General features: G+C 49.4%; 17 protein-coding genes. 7 read left to right on the plus strand and 10 right to left on the minus strand.

The window, feature by feature from the left end:
* Window positions 1-19: 19 nt before the first annotated feature.
* Window positions 20-955, minus strand: coding sequence for a type II secretion system protein GspC (gspC, locus tag KQY15_RS17435; protein WP_254795813.1), 936 nt, complete (start codon window positions 953-955; stop codon window positions 20-22).
* A gap of 168 nt (window positions 956-1,123) precedes the next feature.
* On the opposite strand from gspC, the gene hslR reads away from it, so the two are divergent.
* Together hslR and hslO are read left to right on the plus strand one after the other, a co-directional pair.
* Complete coding sequence (hslR, locus tag KQY15_RS17440) at window positions 1,124-1,534, plus strand: ribosome-associated heat shock protein Hsp15 (protein ID WP_217671201.1); 411 nt, start codon at window positions 1,124-1,126, stop codon at window positions 1,532-1,534.
* A gap of 10 nt (window positions 1,535-1,544) precedes the next feature.
* Entirely contained in the window at window positions 1,545-2,390 is an 846-nt protein-coding gene (gene hslO, locus KQY15_RS17445; protein WP_217671202.1) for an Hsp33 family molecular chaperone HslO, read from the plus strand.
* A gap of 66 nt (window positions 2,391-2,456) precedes the next feature.
* Here the strand turns inward: hslO and KQY15_RS17450 are convergent, their stop codons facing one another.
* The 5 genes from KQY15_RS17450 to greB all read right to left on the minus strand — a co-directional run bounded on the left by KQY15_RS17450 (window position 2,457) and on the right by greB (window position 9,516).
* The gene (locus KQY15_RS17450; RefSeq protein WP_217671313.1) at window positions 2,457-6,200 is read right to left on the minus strand and encodes a S8 family serine peptidase; all 3,744 of its coding nucleotides are present in this window, start codon (window positions 6,198-6,200) and stop codon (window positions 2,457-2,459) included.
* A 353-nt stretch (window positions 6,201-6,553) separates the two neighbouring features.
* Window positions 6,554-7,867, minus strand: coding sequence for a two-component system sensor histidine kinase EnvZ (gene envZ, locus KQY15_RS17455; protein ID WP_217671203.1), 1,314 nt, complete (start codon window positions 7,865-7,867; stop codon window positions 6,554-6,556).
* Complete coding sequence (gene ompR, locus KQY15_RS17460) at window positions 7,867-8,592, minus strand: osmolarity response regulator transcription factor OmpR (RefSeq protein WP_217671204.1); 726 nt, start codon at window positions 8,590-8,592, stop codon at window positions 7,867-7,869. Before ompR ends, envZ begins: the two co-directional genes overlap by 1 nt.
* An 88-nt stretch (window positions 8,593-8,680) precedes the next feature.
* The gene (locus KQY15_RS17465; RefSeq protein WP_217671205.1) at window positions 8,681-8,893 is read right to left on the minus strand and encodes a hypothetical protein; all 213 of its coding nucleotides are present in this window, start codon (window positions 8,891-8,893) and stop codon (window positions 8,681-8,683) included.
* A gap of 62 nt (window positions 8,894-8,955) precedes the next feature.
* Window positions 8,956-9,516 carry a transcription elongation factor GreB gene (gene greB, locus KQY15_RS17470; protein ID WP_372449327.1) on the minus strand — a complete coding sequence of 187 codons (561 nt, stop codon included), beginning with the start codon at window positions 9,514-9,516 and terminating at the stop codon, window positions 8,956-8,958.
* A 20-nt stretch (window positions 9,517-9,536) separates the two neighbouring features.
* Here greB and KQY15_RS17475 point away from each other — a divergent pair, with 20 nt between their 5' ends.
* A complete protein-coding gene (locus tag KQY15_RS17475) occupies window positions 9,537-11,858 on the plus strand; it encodes a Tex family protein (RefSeq protein ID WP_217671207.1) in 2,322 nt (773 codons plus the stop codon).
* Between the two features lie 75 nt (window positions 11,859-11,933).
* On the opposite strand, the gene KQY15_RS17480 is transcribed toward KQY15_RS17475, so the two are convergent.
* The 3 genes from KQY15_RS17480 to bioH form a co-directional block, all read right to left on the minus strand.
* Window positions 11,934-12,818, minus strand: coding sequence for a putative metalloprotease CJM1_0395 family protein (locus tag KQY15_RS17480; protein WP_217671208.1), 885 nt, complete (start codon window positions 12,816-12,818; stop codon window positions 11,934-11,936).
* A 5-nt stretch (window positions 12,819-12,823) separates the two neighbouring features.
* A complete protein-coding gene (locus tag KQY15_RS17485) occupies window positions 12,824-13,129 on the minus strand; it encodes an excinuclease ATPase subunit (RefSeq protein ID WP_217671209.1) in 306 nt (101 codons plus the stop codon).
* Between the two features lie 78 nt (window positions 13,130-13,207).
* On the minus strand, window positions 13,208-13,984 hold the full coding sequence (gene bioH / locus KQY15_RS17490) for a pimeloyl-ACP methyl ester esterase BioH (RefSeq protein ID WP_217671210.1): 777 nt from the start codon (window positions 13,982-13,984) through the stop codon (window positions 13,208-13,210).
* A gap of 103 nt (window positions 13,985-14,087) precedes the next feature.
* Here bioH and KQY15_RS17495 point away from each other — a divergent pair, with 103 nt between their 5' ends.
* Window positions 14,088-14,750: a ComF family protein gene (locus KQY15_RS17495; protein WP_254795815.1), complete on the plus strand. Its 663-nt coding sequence runs from the start codon at window positions 14,088-14,090 to the stop codon at window positions 14,748-14,750.
* On the opposite strand, the gene KQY15_RS17500 is transcribed toward KQY15_RS17495, so the two are convergent.
* Entirely contained in the window at window positions 14,738-17,278 is a 2,541-nt protein-coding gene (locus KQY15_RS17500; RefSeq protein WP_254795817.1) for a M14 family zinc carboxypeptidase, read from the minus strand. The genes KQY15_RS17495 and KQY15_RS17500 overlap by 13 nt on opposite strands.
* A 129-nt stretch (window positions 17,279-17,407) precedes the next feature.
* Here KQY15_RS17500 and nfuA point away from each other — a divergent pair, with 129 nt between their 5' ends.
* From nfuA to KQY15_RS17515, 3 genes are read left to right on the plus strand one after another with little or no spacing between them, the layout of a single operon-like run.
* Entirely contained in the window at window positions 17,408-17,986 is a 579-nt protein-coding gene (gene nfuA, locus KQY15_RS17505) for a Fe-S biogenesis protein NfuA (protein ID WP_217671212.1), read from the plus strand.
* Between the two features lie 58 nt (window positions 17,987-18,044).
* Window positions 18,045-19,058 (plus strand): polysaccharide deacetylase family protein, encoded by a 1,014-nt coding sequence (locus KQY15_RS17510; protein WP_308160264.1) that lies wholly within the window; start codon window positions 18,045-18,047, stop codon window positions 19,056-19,058.
* A gap of 56 nt (window positions 19,059-19,114) precedes the next feature.
* Window positions 19,115-21,346 carry a DUF3857 domain-containing transglutaminase family protein gene (locus tag KQY15_RS17515; protein ID WP_217671213.1) on the plus strand — a complete coding sequence of 744 codons (2,232 nt, stop codon included), beginning with the start codon at window positions 19,115-19,117 and terminating at the stop codon, window positions 21,344-21,346.
* Window position 21,347 lies beyond the last annotated feature (1 nt).

The raw sequence follows: 21,347 nt of genomic DNA on the forward strand, positions 1-21,347 counted from the left end.
CAATTGTTATCTAATTATTTTATTGCGACAGACTAAACAGAATATCTCTGATTTCGCCGTCACGTTCTATTTTTATCGCCGCTTCGCTGGCATCTCTGAGCTCATTAATAACTCGCATTGCCTGCTGCATGTCATTAAGCGGTATACCATTTATCTCGACAGCCAGATCGTTTTGCTGCAAACCCAGCTGATTAAACAGGGCCGGATCTTTTCCGGGCATTAACCGATAACCGACAAGGTTGCCGTCACGGTGCTGAGGCGATACACGGATATAATCAAAAAATTTCATTGGCTCCGCCAGCAGTTCTTCTCTGCTGACCGCCAGTTCACTTTCATCCAGGGCAGGCGCTACAGCCTGAGGCGACTCGATCAATTCATTTTCATAGGCCGGCTCCGGGTTATCTTCCCGTCCCAGCCCGGCGTTAGCCTGCGCCATTTTGGTATACTCAATGCCATCCAGCATCAAGGTTTCAAACCGGCCAGCCTGTTGAATGAGCACCCGATCAATTAATACCTGCTTTAACACCGCATTGGTGCCATCGATAGTGTCATCCACGGCATAAGTGCCCTCGCTACCACGACTTTCAATAATTGCGCTGCCATTGTTCGGATCCGGCCTTGCCACCACCCCGGTCAGCTTAACATTAAGCTGGGTTTTGGGTGCTTCGGTAACCACAGGCGCAGCTTGTTCCGGTTCAGCAGTAACTTTACCGAACAGTGGAAAACTTAACAGCTGCTCAACTGACATTGCGGTTGAACCACTTGTAGAGGTAGCAGCCTGTTGCAACGGAACCGGGCCAATCAGCTCAGGCGCAGGCAATAGTTGCCAGCTTAACCTGGCCAGCAGCCAGGCAAGCAATAACACCAGCACCAGATTCAGTAACCTGCGAACAGTACTGACTGGTATACGCTGACTATAGCGACTAAAATCTTGCATCGACAAGGACAGATTCATTTCAGCTTTCTTATAATAAGTTCGGTTTCATCTTACTCAGTTGTCGGCTTACCAACAAGAGCGGGCCGGTATTTTTACAACTTAATAACAGTAAAAACAATACCGGGACTACGCTTCACCAGCCATTTGGCACTATAATGCTCATTCAGTTCAGCATACAGGTTAAATATGACAGCAACGCAAGCCAACATACAGCAAAATGACGGCATAAGGCTGGATAAGTGGCTTTGGGCGTGCCGGTTTTACAAAACCCGTGCCCTGGCTAAAAGCATGATTGAAGGTGGCAAAGTACACTACAATGACCAGCGCTGCAAAGCAAGCCGCCAGGTCGAGATTGGCGCAACCATCAAGCTGGCGCAGGGCAGCGACGAAAAAACCGTTATTGTTTTAGGCTTATCAGAAAAACGTCTGGCTGCACCTCTTGCCCAGGCGCTTTATCAGGAAACTGCAGCCAGCACTGAACAGCGGCTGGCGCGGGCAGAACTGCGCAAAACGAACAGTTTGTTCGCACCCCATCCGGATACCAAACCGGATAAAAAAATGCGCCGCCAGTTATTACTTTTAAAATCTAAGCAGTAAGAGAGACGTTATGACCCCGGATACGCTACACCGTTTTTTGTTTCAGCAAAAACATGTCAGAGGCGAGCTGGTGCAGGTTGCAGACAGCCTGGACCAGATGCTTCGTAATCATCATTATCCGTTGCCGGTAAAACAGCTGCTGGCCGAACTTGTGGTTGCGACCAGTTTAATTACCGCTACCCTGAAGTTTGATGGCGAAATTGCGGTGCAGTTGCAAGGTGACGGACCGGTTAAGTTTGCCGCGGTAAATGGTGATAACCAGCAAAATTTCCGGGCGGTGGTGCGGCTGCAGGCGGAACTTAGTGGCGAGAGCTTTCGTGAGTTAATTGGCGAGGGCTATATGATTGTTACGATCACGCCTCGCCAGGGAGAGCGTTATCAGGGCATTATTCCACTTACCGGCGACACGTTGACCAGCACGCTGGAAGGTTATTTTGCCCAGTCTGAACAACTCCCCACCCGGCTGTACATTTATACTGACATTTCAGAGAATAACACTGCCGCCGGGCTAATGTTACAGGTGATGCCGGTTGAGCCGGAAAAAGCAGCGGCCGATTTTGCCGAGCTGGTCGTACTGGCTGACACCATTACGGCAAACGAGCTGTTAACGCTGCCCGCTGAGCAAATGCTATACCGGTTATTTCATCAGGAACAGGTTGAGCTGTTCCCGGAGCAGGATGTCAGATTCGTTTGTGGCTGCTCCCGTCAGAAATGTGAAACAGCGCTTTACAGCATCGGCAAAGAAGCACTGAATGAACATATTGCCGAAGGTAAACTGGACATGACCTGCGAGTACTGTAATCAACAGTACCAGTTTAGTGCCGACGAATTACAGCAAATCAGCAATCAGCTGTAAAAAAAGCCCCGCGATTGCGGGGCTTTTTATTCACTAGTGTGCTTAGTTAAAACAATTTAGTTTGTCTTAGTTAGTACGACGACGCAGCCACGCTAATGGCAGTAACAGCAGTGCGAAGATACCAAAGCTACCGCTTGAACCTTTATTAACGGTTACCTGAACATTAGTCGTACCACGCATACCAGCGCTGTCTGTAGCGGCAATTGTTATGGTATGCATCCGTACATCAGATTTAACCGGCATTCTGGCCAACTTCAGCTGGCCATTGTCTACTGTAAACAATGGGTTATTAGTAGTAACTGAAACCAGAGTGGCGTCAGCTTCGTTAACAACAACGTCTACATTGCCAAGTACTGTGCCAGCCGCACTGCCGATCAATAGCTGTGGCGTAGTCACATTAACAGTAACGTCAGGTTGCTCGTCCGGCACATTATTAACCATTACCGTCACTGTTGCAGGTTCTGAAATCGAACCATTGGCATCAATTGCTGCAACCTCAAATGTGACTTCCATCATGCCGGCTTCGTAATCCAGTGCTGCCGAATTTGCCACGACCACTTCACCGTTCGAATTGATACTAAAGGCACTTGAACTGCTTGCCAGTGTTACTATTTCCGTAATGACTGTCCTGAAATCGCTGGTAGCAGCAACCTGACCAACAACAGTGCCATTCGCAGCATTTTCACTTACCATCATAACCTGCTCAGCAACCACTACTGGCTCAGCAACTGCTGAACTAAAATCAGCAATCGCTACTGCTTCAGCCTGGGCGGACAACATGACAAAACTGCGGTTGTCGTTTGCGTCACGCACCACATAAGCTTTTTCGCCCGGCGCAAGCATTTCGACCGTAGTATCAACTGCTGTTTCATCTTCGTTTTGCGCCGTGATGTTAGCTTCTGGCATTGGTTCAGATGACAGACTTATTTCCGGGGTTAACTCTACCCTGACTAAACTGACAAGCTGATCTGCAGTGTTAGCCGAGCTTAATGAGTAACTATTTGCATTTGTTCTGAAGCGAACAACAATGTCGCTGCCAATATCATCAGCTGTCAGGCCAATGTCTTCGAAACACGATTCAAGTGTCACTTGCTTGCCGCCAGCAAAATGATAAACATCACCCAATGCGCCTGATAACTCACCGAACCGCGTGTTGAACGACACCATACCGCCAGGGAAAGCGGCATAAGCAGTACCAAGCCGCGTAACCAACAAGGTATTCATGGTGTAATCCAGAATACCATCGCCATCGATGTCTAAATCAAGAGCATAGTTGCCTTGCAACAGGTGGTTAATGCCCCCCGCAAGGTGGAAGGTTGGGTAAAAGGCATAGCCGGTGCTACACCAGGCTGCTTCATCTACATTTAACGTAATTGTAGCAATGTCGTGCTGTGGCATCACAGCAGAATTCATAGGTGAAGTAGCAACTAATGCAGATGCAACCGGCTCAACCGGCACAACGCCCGTGTTGGTTAGGGTAGTAACCAGCTCCTCAGAAACCATCTCACTGGCGAGTGTCAGCTGAGCTGATGGTTTTGGAATAACGTGGTATACCATGTGCAAGTCGTGCTCACTGTCGGTATTGGTGTCATTAAAGACCAGGGCGCCATCAAATTCAGCGCGACTTAGTGCATCAGCAATACCAACGTCAGTCCAGGTTAACTGATTCACCAGACCAAAAGCAGGTAACTTCGAAGGGTCAATGGTTAACGTCACATCAAACTGCACAGATTGTCCAGCCGGCACGGTAACTGCAGCAGGATGCTCCCAACTGGTTGCTCCGGTAGCGGTTTTATCCGCGAAACGATCTTCCACAGAAAGCTCGTATGTACGCTCTTGCATACTGAAGTTTTTCAGGGTAACCGTTTTGGTCATACTGCTTACAGCAGTTAAGGTTTGCAGACCAAATGATAAGGCAGCCTGACGGGTGTCAAAAGCCGGTTCATGAACCCACGCAGCCACAGGCAGATTTACCGCTTTTTCAACATCAACCAAACCTGCGCCAATTAAGCTGATAGGCGCTACAGCAGCATCCGGGTTAATATCAGGTGCATCCATAAAGACATTAAGGTTTGCACTGTTCATTAATGTTGCTTTAATTTCAGCCGCATTTCGTTCGGGCAATGCCTCACGTAGTAAAGCAACAGCGCCGGCCGTAATAGGGCCTGAGAATGAAGTGCCGGTTGCTGGAGCAAGGCCGTCACCCGTACCAACATCTGCAACCATGATATTTACACCAGGCGCCGTAATTTCTGGTTTTAGCAAACCATCCATCGAAGGACCACGAGAGCTGAAGCCAGCCACTGCATCAGCACCCGATCTCGCTTCAGAAGTAATGGCGTAACTGACTTCTGTTTCTTCCAGCAACATCGCTCTGATCGCATCGCCCACTTCTTTAGTGATCATTACTGTTGGAATTGTTATACCCGTACCATCACCACCGGCAACAATCGGGGCTTCGCCAGGGTTGCTATTAGCGATAATAACAAAAGCAGCACCGCGTGCCTGAGCATTCAGAACCTTTTGCGAGAACGGGCAGGTTCCCCTTGATAGTAATACCGCTTTACCTGTCAGATCAGCATCTTCTGCCAATGGGTCACATGCGGTATATTCACCTGGAACTAACACCAGAGGCGTATCCGTAGAAGTAAAGGAAAAATCGAATGTTGGATTAAATCCGGCAGACACCATTTCAACTGTCTCGCCGTCGATTGCAGACGAGCTGAATACACCCACTGCCGATGTCGGATGAGACATTGCGCCAACAGATAATGCATTAGGTGTAGTACTTGGCCCGCCAACGCGGAACGGTACATTGCCATCATTACCCGCAGAGATAACCATATTAACGCCCAAATCAGACGCACGCTGGATCAGAAACTGGGTGCCTGAAATGGTTGAAGTTGAACCAAACTCACCACCAAGCGACATATTAATTACATCAACACGGTCAGCGAGATTACCATCACCATTCGGATCCATCGCTGCTTCTAACGCAGCAATCTGATTGGCGCCAGGACAACTACGGGTACAAATTTTGTAAGCGTATAAATCAACACCCGGTGCTATACCAGTCACCGAGTGAGCAACTGACGTACCATGGCCACCGCCATTTACTCCTATGCCATCATTGATCGGGTCGATCGGGTTAGGATCATTGCCAACGAAATCGAACCCTCCTTTAATCTGACCTTGTGGCCACTGTGGTGCCGTTTGGTCTGCAAAAGCGGCAGCATACGCCTCAGGTGTTCCTTCACCACCAAAAGCAGCATGAGTAAAATCAACACCGCTATCTAAGATAGCGACCTTAACGCCCGCTCCTGTTGCTTTGCCAGACAACACAGTTTGAGCAGCTTTAATATATTCTGCAGAATCGGCAACATGCAACTCACTGTCGTAAACCGGCATGATGTCAACAACTAGTGCATTTTGCTTTAAGGCCTGCAACGTTGCTGTATCGGCGGTAATGACCATACCAACTGCCAATTTTGTTGTTTTTGTCAGAACCTTTGCGTCCGGGTTCAGATTGAACAATACCTGGCTTACACGTTGCTGAACAGTCTCGGCTTCTAAGGTAAGCTGTTGTGCCTGGGCCTGATTAAAGTTTTCACCCTGCAAAGCATAGCTAGCGGCAGGAGCCTTTAATAACACATACCAGGCTGACGGGGTTTGCTCCGCCAGACTAACAGTCACGTCGCCAAATAACTCGTGGACACTCTGCTGACCAGCAGGCTTTATTTTTGTAATACCGGCTTGAGCGTAGCCTGAAAGCGCTAAACTCACCGCCGTTGCCAATAAGGCTTTATTCATGGTTCCCAAGGTGTACTCCTTTGTACTGCATAGGTACTTTTCTATTATTCTGACAATCACCGGCTGCGGCTGAGGGTGCAGCAAAAAGCACAGTCACGGTGACTGAATTGCTTGCGTGTTGTGTACTACGCAAAAAAGCTGATTGACTGGCAAGCAAACTTTGCTTTACCAAACCAATCTTCTTTTATCACAAAGGTAATGGGATGTAATTCAGCAATTGTAAGAAATTGCGACATAGCAGCGTAAAAAAATAGCCGAAAAAGCTATTTTTGTTACTAAATGTTGACATTAGCGATTAAATTAAGCCAATTCACGGCTTCAAGCTGCAATGGTAGCCCTGAAATGTAAATATACTAGGTAGAAGCTTTAATCGGCAGATAAACTCTGACAACCAGGCCACCATGCGCATGGTTAAATAAACTGATACTACCCTGATGAGCATCGACTATTTTCTTAATAATAGCCAGCCCTAAGCCCGAACCACCGCTGCCACGGGCTTCATCGCCCTGCGTGAAAGGTGCAAACATAGCATCCATTTTATGTTCAGGAATACCCGGCCCATGATCCCGCACTTCGAGATAAAGCTGTTTGCGGCTTTTTTCATAACCGGTGCTGATTTCGATATCACCATCACTGTACCGCAGGGCATTCTCAAGCAAATTATTCAGTACCCGCTTTATCGCAATTTTTCGCAACATAATGGCCGGCAGTTTCGGGTCAAGGTGAGTAATAAAATGTCGCTGCTGAACCTGTTCAGCTAGCACCAGCTCATTTATCAGCTCATTTAAATCAACACTCTGCAGACTTTCCTGTTTATGATGTCGCAGGAAATCAATAAACTGGTCGATGATAGCATTCATATCGTCGATATCATTGACAATACCGTCACGGATCCAACTGTCTGGCTCAGCCATCATTTCTGAAGCGAGCCGGATCCGGGTTAAGGGTGTGCGCAGGTCATGGGATACCCCTGCCATCAGCAGAGCCCGGTCCTGCTCAAGCCGTTTTATACCCTCTGCCATATAATTAAAGGCCCGGATCACCGAAATAATTTCAGTTGAGCCTTTGTCGGCATTCAGCGGTGGCGGAATATCACCCCGGCCCACCTGCAGTGCCGCTTGCTGCAACGACTTTAATGGCCGGTTTAAATGGCGGGCGAATACCCAGGCACCACCAACGCTTAACACGCCAATAAGTAGCAAATAAAAGGTTAAAGGGGAAAAGTCTGTTTCGTCTAAACCGCTTAACGGTACTTTCACCCAGTACTGCGGTGCCTGCGGTGGCCTGACCCAAAAAGCAAAGGCACTGCCCTGCTCAATGCGTACCTCAGCATCGCCATTCAGCTCTGCCGACATTTGTTCAGAAAAATAGCCATAGTAACGGGCATTGGCCAGCCCCCGCTGCAGCGCCTCGGTCTCATCGTACACCTCAATGCCGGTCGCCTCACTGAAGCGGCGGGTCAGCTCTTCAGATAACACCGGCGTATCCTGACCTGCATCAATAAAAACCACCTTAATTTGTTTGGCAATTAAGTGATTTATTTGCTGGGTGGTCGGCTTAATAAAGTACAGTGCAACCGATACATAAGAGACCAGTTGGTTAATTAGTAATAAAAACCCAATTAAAAAAACCGTCTGACCAAAAGCGCTACGGGGTAGCAACCGCATCAGGCAATGCTGCCATCAGGAACAAACACGTAGCCCAGGCCCCAGACAGTTTGAATATAGCGCGGGTTAGTGGCATCGTCTTCCAGCATGCGCCTTAAACGCGAAACCTGCACATCGATACTGCGCTCCATGGCTGAATAATCACGACCCCGGGCCTGGTTCATCAGTTTATCACGTGACAATGGCTCGCGCGGATGGCTGACTAACACCTTTAACACGGCATATTCACCACTGGTAAGTGGCAACGGCTGGTCGCCCTTGCGCATTTCGCGGGTAGCTAAATTGAAAGTGAAAGGACCAAAACTGATAACAGTTTCTTCCTGCGATGGCGCGCCGGGTAAGTCTTTACTTTTGCGCCGCAGTACTGCGCGGATCCTGGCCAGTAGCTCTCGGGGATTAAAGGGTTTGGGCAGGTAATCATCGGCGCCCATCTCCAGGCCAATTATCCTGTCCACCTCATCACCTTTGGCGGTTAGCATAATAATCGGCACGTCATTATTTTGCTGACGTAACTTACGGCAGATCGATAATCCATCTTCGCCGGGTAACATCAGATCAAGCACCACCAGATGAAAATGCTCACGCTCCATTAACCGCTGCATTTGCTCATAGTTGCCAACGCTTCGTACCTGATAACCCTGCTCGACCAGATAGCGTTCAAGCAGTGAACGTAAGCGTAAATCATCATCGACTACAATTATTTTCAGAGTTTCCTGGCTGGTCATTACGCAAGCTTCCGTTGTTTTTCCTCACTATAAACGAAAAAACCGCCATTGTTACTACCATGGCGGTTAAACTGTGTTACAAAATTTTTCAGTCTTGCTTATTCTCGGTGACCGGCTGTCGTTTCATTGGTGGGTTTACCCAGTAAATCTTGGCAGACTGCGTGCTGTGTTTGCTGGATGCTTCTACTCTCTGGATATAATCGTAATCAGGCTCCATCACATACTGTGGTGGTGTAGCACTGCAGGCTGTTATCAAAACAGCGGCAGGGATAAGCAGGTATAGCTGACGTCGGGATTTCATCTTAAGGCCCTCCCATAAAGCTAAAATCCGACTTAAGTATAGTACATTATTTAATCAATGCGTCAGATTTCGCCAGCACTTTGCTGATAGCTGATTGCACATATCAGATACCAACGTTCACCCGCCGGGGTAATCACTTTTACCTCGTCATCCGGCGCCTTACCTAACAGAGCTCTGGCCAGTGGCGAGTCAATACTAAGCTTGTTCAGACGTAAATCAAACTCGTCCGGGCCTACCAGCCGATACCGTTTAACATCGCCATTTTCGTCTTCCAAATCCACCCAGGCGCCAAAAAACACCTTACCCTGTTGTTTAGCTGACGGATACACTATCTGCAGTTGTTCCAGCCGTTTGGTCAGAAATCGTACCCGTCTGTCAATCTCGCGTAAGCGTTTCTTGCCATAAATGTATTCGGCATTTTCGGAGCGATCACCCAGCGCAGCGGCGTCAGCGACCTGCTGAGTCACCCTCGGTCGCTCCTCTTTCCATAAATAACGGAGCTCCCGCTCCAGAGTGTCATACCCTTCGCGTGTAATCAGATTGGATTTTTTTATGCTGAAAGTAGACAATTCACCCTGCTTTTTATATTTCGTATCATACTTTGCCTGCCACAGGGGCCGCAAAGTCGAAGGATCCCATAGTTATGTCAATGATTGTAAAACAAATAGCCAGTGAAATTGCCGCACGGCCGGAACAGGTTGCTGCCGCTATTGCCTTGCTGGATGAAGGCGCAACTGTGCCCTTTATCGCCCGTTACCGTAAAGAAGTCACCGGTGCGCTGGACGATACCCAATTGCGTTTACTTGATCAACGACTGAATTACCTGCGCGAGCTGGAAGAGCGACGGCAGGTGATTTTAAAAACCATTGCCGAACAAGGGAAACTCAGCCCGGAGCTGGAGCGTGAAATTGTTGCGGCTGACAACAAAACCCGGCTGGAAGATTTATACCTGCCATACAAAGCCAAACGCCGCACCAAGGGCCAGATGGCCATTGAAGCAGGTTTAGCGCCGCTAGCCGATGCTATTCTGGCTAACCCGGAGCGGGACCCCGAGCAGCAGGCAGCCTCATACATTAATACCGATGCCGGCTTTGCCGACACGAAAGCCGTGCTGGACGGCGTTAAGTTTATCCTGATGGAACGTTTCGCCGAAGATGCCACTTTGCTGGCCCGGCTGCGGGCAAAACTTAGCCGGGATGCCATGTTAAAAAGCACGGTTGTCAGCGGTAAAGAACAGGAAGGCGCTAAATTCCGCGATTATTTCAGTCATACTGAACAATGGAAAAACATCCCATCGCACCGGGCTCTGGCAATGTTTCGCGGCCGGAATGAGGGTGTACTGCAATTGCAGCTGCTGCCTGACAGTGACGAGGCCAATGCCCACGCACTTTGCGAGCAAATAGTAGCGGAGCACTTTAATATTCGCCAGCAGCAACGCGCTGCCGATGCATTTTTACGCACGGTGGTACAATGGACCTGGAAAGTGAAATTACATTTGCATCTGGAAAATGATTTATTAAGTGAGCTTCGTGAACGTGCTGAACTGGAAGCGATAAAAGTATTTGCCCGCAACATGGCCGATCTGCTGATGGCAGCACCAGCCGGTATGCGTCGCACCCTGGCGTTGGACCCGGGCCTTAGAACCGGTGTTAAATGCGCGGTTATCGACGAAACCGGTAAGCTGTTAACCCATACCACTATTTTTCCGCATGCCCCGCAAAACTTGTGGGATAAATCAGTACGTACCCTCAGCCAGTTGTGCCAGCAACACAAAATTGAGCTGATCGCGATTGGCAATGGCACGGCTTCCCGCGAAACCGACAAACTGGCTGGCGATGTTATCAAAGCAGCCGCTAGTGATACTTTAAGTAAGGTGATGGTTTCAGAGGCTGGCGCCTCAATATATTCAGCCTCTGAGCTGGCAGCGCAGGAGTTTCCTAACCTGGATGTGTCGTTGCGCGGTGCAGTTTCTATTGGCAGACGCTTACAGGATCCATTAGCGGAGCTGGTAAAAATTGAGCCAAAGGCCATCGGTGTCGGCCAATATCAGCATGATGTAAACCAGAGCTTGTTAACCCGCTCGCTGGATGCCGTAGTAGAAGATTGTGTAACCGCCGTTGGCGTAGACTTAAATACCGCCTCTGCTGCCCTGCTGGCCCGGGTAGCCGGTTTAAATAAAACACTGGCCCAGAATATTGTGCAGTACCGCGACGAGAATGGTCGCTTTAACGAGCGGAAAGAACTACTCAAAGTACCGAGGCTCGGACCCAAAGCATATGAGCAAGCAGCCGGATTTTTAAGGATTAATAATGGTAGCAACCCATTGGATGCCTCGGCCGTGCACCCTGAAGCCTACCCGTTGGTTGAAAAGATTCTGAAAACCGCTAATCAACCGGTTAGTGCAATTATTGGTAACAGCAGCTTTTTAAACAGTATTGAGCCTGCAGCCTTTGTGGATGACCATTTTGGTTTACCAACTGTCAGCGATATTCTAAAGGAGCTGGAAAAGCCGGGCCGCGACCCGCGACCTGAATTTAAAACGGCCAGTTTTAAGGACGGCGTGGAGACCCTGCAGGATTTGAAGACAGGCATGTTGCTGGAGGGGGTGATTACCAACGTTACAAATTTTGGTGCTTTTGTCGATATTGGTGTACATCAGGATGGCCTGGTTCACATTTCGTCACTCACTGACAAATTTGTCAGCGATCCGCATAAGGTAGTAAAAGCAGGAGATATAGTTAAAGTCAAAGTATTGGACGTTGATATTAACCGCAAAAGAATTGCATTAACCATGCGACTGGATGAGCAGCCTCAGGCAAAAGCAGCCGATAAAGCAGTAACTAAAGCATCAGGTGCTTCAGGCAACAAAGCCAGCCGGCCGGCCCCGCAAACAACCAAGGCTGAGCCGGCTAACGCTGCGATGGGTAATGCTTTTGCTGAGGCTCTGGCAAAGTTTAAAAAATAATAAACTGTTTCACTAAAATGTGTTTTATTTAACGGGCAGGAATTAGTAACTGAAAACAGATAGGCAATAGTTAACTCAGGCTTGCTGGCGCAGCGGTCGCTGCGCTGGTTCGGTGGCCAGCTGGTAAAACCGGCTTATTACCTGACTACGCTGCTGCATTTTTGCCAACGTATCAAACTCAGGAAATACCAGACCAGCTACCGACCCGGTGTTGCTGATTGTTTCACTGTCATAACGAATTTGCGAGTTATCGATAGCCGCTCCAGCCTGCGCTGCAGCATCACTTTGCGCAAGCGCAAGCGGCTTTGTTTCAGCAGGGGCGGTTTTTTCAGCAACAAGTTCTGTTTGCGCCTGCAACAGTCGCTGACTGGCTTCAGCCGCTATTCGTCTGTCGGCTGATGAAGGCTCGGCCGGTGCCAGCGCAGCTGCCTTCACCTGCTGCATTTTCTGAATTGTTGCCTGCGGGTCGCCGGCAATGGGCGCAATGTCAATTTGCACTTCACCGGCTACCGCATACTGCCGACCATCAGGCCCTAACTCATAGGTATAGCTCGGTGCGCCGGCGTAGCGACCACCAATACTGGCATGCGCCTGTTCGTGACTGCGAACTTCTTGATCCCGGCTCTGCAGTTCCTTAATTTCTTTCTGCTCAGCCTGTTGCTGTCGTTGCTCCGCATCGTTCTGTTGCTGCCGGCTGCTGTCTTCAGACTGCTCAGGCCGTCCTTCAATCGCCTGCTGGGTTTCGTTTGATTTGCCGCTGGCGTCATAGCTGCTTACCGAACTGCCACTATTACTGCTGCGACCTTTTTCCTCGGTTGCCACAGCACGTTCCGGTTTTCCTTTATCCATTTCGCGGACCGGTTCTACCAGTTCACGTCGTTGCATATCGCGCCGGGCTAACTCGGTAGGCGGGTTAGCCGTGTTGATACTGATGTTAGGATAATAGGAGGTAATTTGCATTGCCCTTACACCCGGACGTCGATTATGGTGCCAAGTGCTTGATCTGCAGCCTGCACAGACCGCACATTTGCTTCTGCATTACGCGACTCGCTGGTTAGCTGAACCAGGCTTTGCTCAACGGATGGCGCCTGTGGCTGTGTCGGCCGGTTTTGCTCCGGCGCCTCAGCCTGACGGACATCATTTTCGGCTGCAGCAACCTGTTCACGGTTAGCTGTAGTTTGGCGGTTAATATTAACCGTTGCTTCTGTTATACCGGTTGAAGCACGCTGGAATCCCTGCAAACCGGCATTAAATGCTGATTGAATCTCCATTGTTGGCTCCTTTCAGTTTAGTAATGGTTAATTATTGACCAAAATGAGATAAAAAGAAAGACTGCTGGACGCACGGTGTTATTGCTGTGCTATGACTGCGGCAGTCAGCCAGTTGTTCAGCCACGCCAGAAACTCCATTCGATGGGAAATGAAAGGCGCATGTGATGCCTTAGCCAAAACGCTCAATTCAGCGTCAGGTTGCAACTTTTGTAATTCGCTAACAACAGCCACTGGCACCAGGGAGTCAAGCGCACCAAAACAGCCAATAACCGGCTGCTTTAATCCCGCGAAGCACTGACGTAAATCCTCGTTGCTCAGAAATGCCAGACCTGCGCTCAGGGCCTCAGCACTGGCCTGAGGATAGGCCGCTATCGCCTGCTTCAGCACAGCCGCATCACTTTTCGCGGTGGCTGATCCCATAGCCTGAATAGCTAAAAACCGGCTGACGGTCTGTGACAAATCACGCTGCAGGGACTGGGCAAACTGTTGCATAACCGTAGCTTTCATGCCCGGCCAGTCTGCGTGTTGCAAAAAACAGGGCGTTGCGGCAACCAGTGCCAGTTGGCGCACTTTTTCCGGATATCGTTCTGCCAGCGCAATGGCCAGTAAGCCACCCATCGACCAGCCACAGACAAGGCTGTTAGCTGGGATCCGGGACGCCAACTCAGTAACTACAGTACTGAAATTGCCAGACTGCAGTAGCGGCTGCGCCTCACCAAAACCCGGAATATCCAGAGCTATTACCTGCACAGTTGGCACAATATCGGCAAGTATAGTTTGCCAGACCCCCCGGTTTACTCCCCAACCATGCAGCAGTACTAAAACAGGTTTGTCAGTATTACTAATCTCTGCCATGCTGCCTTTATGTTTCCTTTGCGTTAATTTTATGGTTTATTTTCTTGCTAAGTTTTCTAAAATTTTCCGCCACTGCTGGCAGTTGCTATTGCCAGCTCAGTGTATGTGGTGCAGTTTACCGCGGCCTGACGCCGAACGACAACTCTGTGATTACTGTCAGCAGGCATTACCCGTGCTGCCTTATCAGCTATGTCATTACAATTTACTTTTTTTGCCAGCTATTGCCAGGGGGTTGAAGGGGGCTAAATTTGATCGGTTACTTTGTCTGTCGCACTATCAGCAACCATACCAGCACTGGATACCACGCTGGAAATACCACACAGATTTAGCAGCAGGCCAATTGTTAACTCAGCAAATGTGCTTATTGTTAGCAAGCTACAGCAATATGAATATGCCATTGCCGCAGGCACTGACTTTTGTGCCGCTGCACTGGCGCAAGCAACGGCAACGTGGATTTAATCAGGCACAGTGTCTGGCCGAGGCGTTAGGACACCAATTACAGCTGCCTGTTCTGGGATTATTTGCCAAATTGGCCAGCCCAAGCCAACGGGGGCTTAACCGGCGGCAGCGGTTACGCAACTTGCGTCGTTCATTCAGTCTGATACCGCAGTACCCAAAGCTGCCTGCCCATGTTGCGATAGTTGACGATGTTATTACCACCGGTGCCACCGCCAATGCCCTGACAAGGCTGTTACGCCGGGCCGGCGTCAGCACCGTTAGTGTCTGGACACTGACCGTCACCCCGGCACCGGATCATTCAGCCTGAAGCGGTGCGCTGAAGCTGTTTCCCAGAAACATGGCGTTAATCAGAATTCGGCTGGAACCATAGAAATAGCCACGAAATACCGGATTATCGGTCATACCAATCACCCGGCCCCGCCCCAGATTATGAGCAACTATTGCGGCTCCCTGGGCAATTTTTGGTACATATTCCGCGGCGCTGTAACCTGCCAGGTGCGGATTTGTGCTGTATAACGCCACATTGGCAAACAGTGAACTGGCTGGTTGTAACAACATAATGTCGTTTTTAAATAACGGCAGGCGGGCTCGAGGCACGCCAAACGTTAACGGATGACTTAAATCAAGCTCGGCACTGAATATTGCGCCGGCAATCCGCTGCCTGGCAGCCAGGGCTTCACGATCGGCATAGCTTAAATCCTGTTGCGGGATCAGTTGCTTCATTTCTTTGCTCTGCCAGACACCTGTCTGCAATAAGCCGGCTTTTGCCAGCCAGGCGGCGCCCTCTTTGTGGCCCCATAACACACCACCCTGTTCAGTCCATTGTTTCAGCTGACTTATCTGGCTGTCCTGCCAGGACCGGTAGCTGCCATCTGCCAGGATAATATGGGTATAGCGGTTCAAATTAACGCGGCTTAAGCGATCGGGTTCCACCATACTGGGTGAGATCCCCGCCAACCGCTCGAGGTTGTACCATACTTCGCCGGCTTCGGTAGAGTTTACCCCGGGCCCGGCAATCAGCAATACTTCAGGCTTGTTGATAACGGCAAAGTTATGGCTACCTAAATCACTGCCATCTGGCGTCAGACCACTGCGGATCGCATGAACTTTAACCGGATATTGCTGCTGAAGTTGTTGCAATCGGCTAAACCAGTCTGCTTCTTTCTGCAAGCCGGCAGCAATCAGCATGCTACCCGCTGCAAACTGCTCGGTGTTGTCACTGGTCAGGGCACTGAAACCATTCAGCGCTGAGCGCACTACCACGCCCTCGGTCAGCAATGCCTGCAGCAGAACTGGTGCCTGTTGATCCTGCCAGCTGAATGCATAGGCATAAGCACCGGCGGCTAACGGTTGCTTCAATTGCGGTGTCGCCTGCCATTGGGCATTAGCAAGTGCCCGGCCTGGCTCGCGGTTTACCGCGCGGAATTCAATATTAAAAGCATAGGGCAAGGTCCAGCTTGAAACATCGTAAAAGGTATTATCTTTAAAGTTCTTTTCGGTTGAAAACGCCGCTTTAATCAAACGGTATTGTGGCTGCTGTAGAGGCACAAAGAAACTTTTACCCGCCAGATATTTAACGTCGTCGTCCTGCCAGTCACGATCTAATGGATACACCGCTATATGGTGGCGCTGCAGCAAATCCAGCAGGGCGTGTAAACGGCTTTGATCGCCGTCATCTGTCAGCATGTAACCTTTGGTTTTGTCGGCTTTGGCCTTGGCTACGGCGCTTTGATAGAACTCTTGCTGGTAGGCGAGCAATTCCTGACGTTTTGCCACTGCCCCGCGAATTGTTGACAAGGATGCAGTAAACTGATTTTTAATGGTATCGCTAAAACTCAGCAAGCCGTTAATGGACTCCTGAAGGTGGCCGCGGCTGCTGGCCTGTTCAAACAGGATGCCAACACTGCCGTTAACATCAGGGTATGTAGATCCTTTACCCACATAAAAGTCATCGAAACTTTCTTCGCTGTAGTAAAGCTGCTTGCGCTCGTCAAAGGCAGCAGCATGAAATTCTGCCATCGCAGCTGTTATTTCAAAGTTACGTTCAGGCGTCAGCGGATAATTGCGGCTTGGAATGCCTGGCTGAAAAAAATAACTGCTGTTGGTACCCATCTCATGAAAGTCGCCAACTACGTTTGGCAACCATTGGTGAAACTGAGCAATGCGAGCCTGGCTCTCAGGATGCTGTAATAATAACCAGTCGCGGTTTAAATCAAACCAGTAGTGATTAGGCCGGCCATTTGGCCAGGGTTCGATATGCTCCCGGTGCTGCGGATCCGCCACCGGCTTGCTACCTCGATGCATATTGGCCCATAACGCAAACCGATCATGGCCATCAGGATTCAGACTAGGTTGGATTAAGATAACAGCGCGGCTTAGCCAGGCGGCAACTTCCTCAGTTTTAACAGCCGTTAAATAATGTGCCAGCACCAACGCCGCATTCGCAGCACTTGACTCATTGCCATGAACACCGTAACCCAACCAGATCACTACCGGCGCATCGCTGGGAATGGTTTTATCTTGTTTCGCCTGTTCGAGATGCTGCTGACGAATTTCATCCAGCCGGCTTAGATTTTCAGGCGATGAAATCACCAGCTGCAATAACGGCCGTTGTTCATGGCTATAACCGATGACTTCCAGCATTGCGTTGTCTGACTGACCGGCGAGTTGTTCGAAGTAACGCTGTATCTGGTCATGCCGGGCATGCCACTCACCAACAGGATGGCCCAGGGTTTGTTGCGGTGTTGGTAAGCGGGTGTCTACCGGCTCGTTAAAATACTGCGCCTGGGCCAGGCCGGCCCACAGTGCGAAAAAAACCACTACACTCAGTTTCATGCCTGTTTCCTTTAATTTTTTTGCGCGTCCAGTTAGCCAGAAACCAGCGTAAAACTCAAGCAGGGCTGGCATCAGTGACAGACTCGGAGTATGATAGGCATTAACCTAGTAATTTAGTCAGGTACTAAGATGATTTCTATTTCAGAACAGGCGCAAGCCCATTTTGCAAAGCTGCTGGAAAAACAAGCTGCCGGTACCAGCATCCGGGTATTTGTGGTTAACCCTGGCACGGCTCAGGCGGAATGTGGCGTATCTTACTGCCCGGCAGACGCTGTTGAAGATAGCGATATTCAAATTGAATTTAATGGCTTCAATGCAGTTGTCGACGCCGAAAGTAAACCCTTTTTAGTTGATGCCGAAATTGATTTTGTAACCGATCAAATGGGTTCACAGCTGACATTAAAAGCGCCGAACGCCAAAGTGCGTAAGGTGAATGACAATGCCCCGCTGATGGAGCGGGTACAGTATGTTATTGACGCCGAAATTAACCCGCAACTGGCAAACCACGGTGGTCGGGTGTCGGTAATGGAATTAACTGACGATGGCGTGGCAGTGCTGCAATTTGGCGGTGGCTGTAACGGCTGCTCGCAAGTTGATTTAACGCTGAAAGAAGGCATTGAAAAAGAACTGCTGGCCAGGTTCAGTGGTGAATTAAACGGCGTTCGCGACATTACCGAGCATCAACGCGGCGAGCACTCTTACTATTAAGCTGGCGCCTGATCTGTGTTATAACACCCCTGGTGTATCTTGTTTGCCGGGGGTTACTGTGCGTCTGATTGTTGCTTTTATTTTTATATTCAGTTTATTGCAACCTGTGCAGGCGGCGGTGATGCTGATATACCACCATGTTGCCTCTGATACACCCCGTGTCAGCAGTGTTACGGCAACCGAACTTCGTCAACATCTGCAATACCTGCAAGATCACAACTTTAAGGTTATCGGACTTGATGTCCTGATAGATCAGCTTAAACAGGGCAAGCCAATTGCAGATAATGCGGTGGTTATCACCTTCGATGACAGCTTTGAAAACAATTACACCACTGCGCATCCTATCCTGATGGAATTTGGTTATCCTTATACAATTTTTATCAGCCCGGGTAGTATTGACAATAAAGTAGGGCCGGTGCTTAGCTGGGACCAGGTCAGAAAAATGGCGGCGGACGGCGTGCTGGTGGCCAACCATGCGATGAATCACGAGCACATGACAGAGCGGGAAAACGGTGAAACTGAAGCTGACTGGCTGGCCCGGATAAAACAGAATATTCTCACCGCCGAGCAGCGGATTAAAGAAGAAACCGGGCAGAGTCATCGATGGCTGGCCTACCCGTACGGTGAGTTTAACAATCAACTTGAAGCGCTGGTTAAGAAGCTGGGATTTGTTGGTATTGGTCAGCAGTCCGGGGCAATCGGGTCTTCTACCCTGCTTAGCCGGATCCCGCGTTACCCGGCAGCCGGTCAGTACGCTGAACTCGCTGACCTCTCACAAAAGTTACGAACCCTGGCGTTTGATATCACCGGATACCTGTCTGCCAATCAGCAAATTAGTGATAACCCACCAACCTTGCGTCTCACGCTAAATATTACCGATTTTCTGCCTGAGCAGCTTCGTTGTTATGCCGGCACTGAAGCTCTGGAACCAAAATGGTTAAATGACAACACCTTTGAGGTAACAGCCAGCAAACCAGTTAATCGTGGCCGTAGCCGTTATAATTGCACTGCTCCGTCGCTTAGTAAAAAAGGCTATTTTTACTGGTACTCGCAACCCTGGCTAAATAATTAGCGCACACTGACGATTGCTGATATAACAACAGTTTATTGATAGAAAATGGATTTTGTGTGACGCAGTTATCAAGAATACTCGCCTTACTGAGCCTGATGATAGCAATGCATAGTGCTGCTCAGGTTGCGCAGAGCCCAATACCAGAATGGGTGGTGTCGCTCCAGCCTGCTCTTAACAGTAAGGTGCCGGAACAAGACATTAGCAATGGCACTTATTATTTACTGGCAGATACTCAGTTGTGGGTTCCCGCCACGGGGCAACAGCAGATTTTTGAGCATTATGCCAGCCTGGTAACAAGCAGCAAAGGCCTTGAAAAAGCAGGTCAACTCAGCATCTATTACGATCCCACTTATCAGCAGGTTGCGCTTCATCAATTAAATATCATTCGCGCTGGCTCAACAATAAACCGCTATCCGCAGGCGCGGATAACCTTGGTTCAGACCGAGCAGGACTTAGATAAGCTGCTTTATCACGGGGAGACGGCACTGAATATTGTCATACCCGATGTGCGGGTGGGTGATATCATAGAATACAGCTACAGCCTCAGCGGCAGCAACCCGGTGTTTGCTGACCGGTTTAATACCAGTCAACGTTTAAACTGGACGGTACCGCTGCAACAACAGCATTGGCGTCTAATGTGGCAAAGGGCAGAACCACTGGCTTATAAGTTCAGTAAAGAGGCTGTACCGCTTGAAATCAGCAGCGAAAACGGTACGACCACTTATTCATTTGTTCAGCATAATGTGCCGCCGGTTAAGCACGAGGACGATACACCTGACTGGTATTCTCCGTACAATAGTTTATCGATGAGTAACAGCCCGCAGTGGCAGGACATTGCACGCTGGGGTGTGGCTTTGTTTGAACCGGCAATTGATGACAGCCCCGCCGTTACCGCCCAGGTAGCCAGATTGCAGCGCGACTATCTTACGCCTGAACTGCAAATTGCAGCGGCACTGAAGTTTGTACAGACAGAAATTCGCTATCTTGGAATTGAGCTTGGTGAGAGCTCTCATAAACCGGCCAGCGCAGCTAAGGTATTGCAACAACGCTATGGTGACTGTAAAGATAAAAGTGTATTACTGGTCAGCATATTACGCCAGTTAGGGCATAAAGCCTTACCGGTATTGGTCAATACTGAACTTAAAACGACGATAACAGAGCGGTTGCCCTCAGCAGGGGTATTTGATCACGCCATTGTTAAACTGGATTTTAATGGCAAAAGCTATTGGCTGGACCCTACCCGCAGTTTTCAGGCAGGGCCACTGGAGCGTTTGTATCAGCCAGACTACGGTTATGCGCTGGAATTGTCTGCTGCCAGCACCGGGCTTACTGCCATGCACTCTGCTACTGAATACACAGAAGTGTTGATCAACGAGCAGTTTCATCTGCCTGACGTGCTGACTGAGCCTGCAGAGTATAGAGTAAGCACGCTTTACAGTGGCCTGGACGCCGAGCGTTCCCGTTCCCAGTTCGCCAGCAACAGCGTCAGCCAGAAAGCTGACGGTTATGTGCAGTTCTACAGCAGATATTACCCAAATATAACGCTTGCTGAGCCTATCAGCAAAACTGACGATGCCGTATCAGGCAGCGTTGCAGTCAATGAGTTTTATCGGATAACAGATTTTTGGCAGGCAGATGCAACTGAACCCGGTAAATTAGACGCAAACTTTTACAGCAATGGCATTAGCAGCTATCTGCAGAAGCCTGAAATTGCCGCTAACCGTACACAACCTTTTGTCCTAAGTCATCCGGTAAATATCAGCCAGACAATTACCGTTGAACTTAATAACATTGACTGGCAATTTGACGATGAGCAGGTAGTAGAGCACAATCCTTTTTTCCATTACCAGAGCCAGCTGCAATTTGACAACAGCAGCAAGGTTCTTACCTTGCGTTATCAGTACAAAAGTCTCACTGACCATATTATGCCTGAGCAGCGCGCAGATTATATTGCTGCCGTAGACAGAGCCCGAAGTGATCTTAATTTGAATATATATCAACGTGACGCCGTGAATGAAGTCGTCGCGACCTCAGCTGATGGCAGCAGCAAAGTGATGTTCTTACTAGTGGCCGTCTATTTAATGTTATGCATACTTTGCGCTGCATTGTGGCTGCTGCCGGTTGGCACTTACCGGCATAACCAGCGCTTTGGGGAACCCATGTTTCGGTTTATTCTGACCTGGCTGGTAACATTTAGTCTTTATGGTATGTACTGGTGTATCAAAAACAATAGCCACCTCAATGCAGCGAGGCTGACAGAGCCACCATCTGCCGCCGCTGCTGACTGAA

Origin of the sequence: Arsukibacterium indicum (assembly GCF_019100565.1) — a bacterium.
GTDB classification, from domain to species: domain Bacteria; phylum Pseudomonadota; class Gammaproteobacteria; order Enterobacterales; family Alteromonadaceae; genus Alishewanella; species Alishewanella indicum.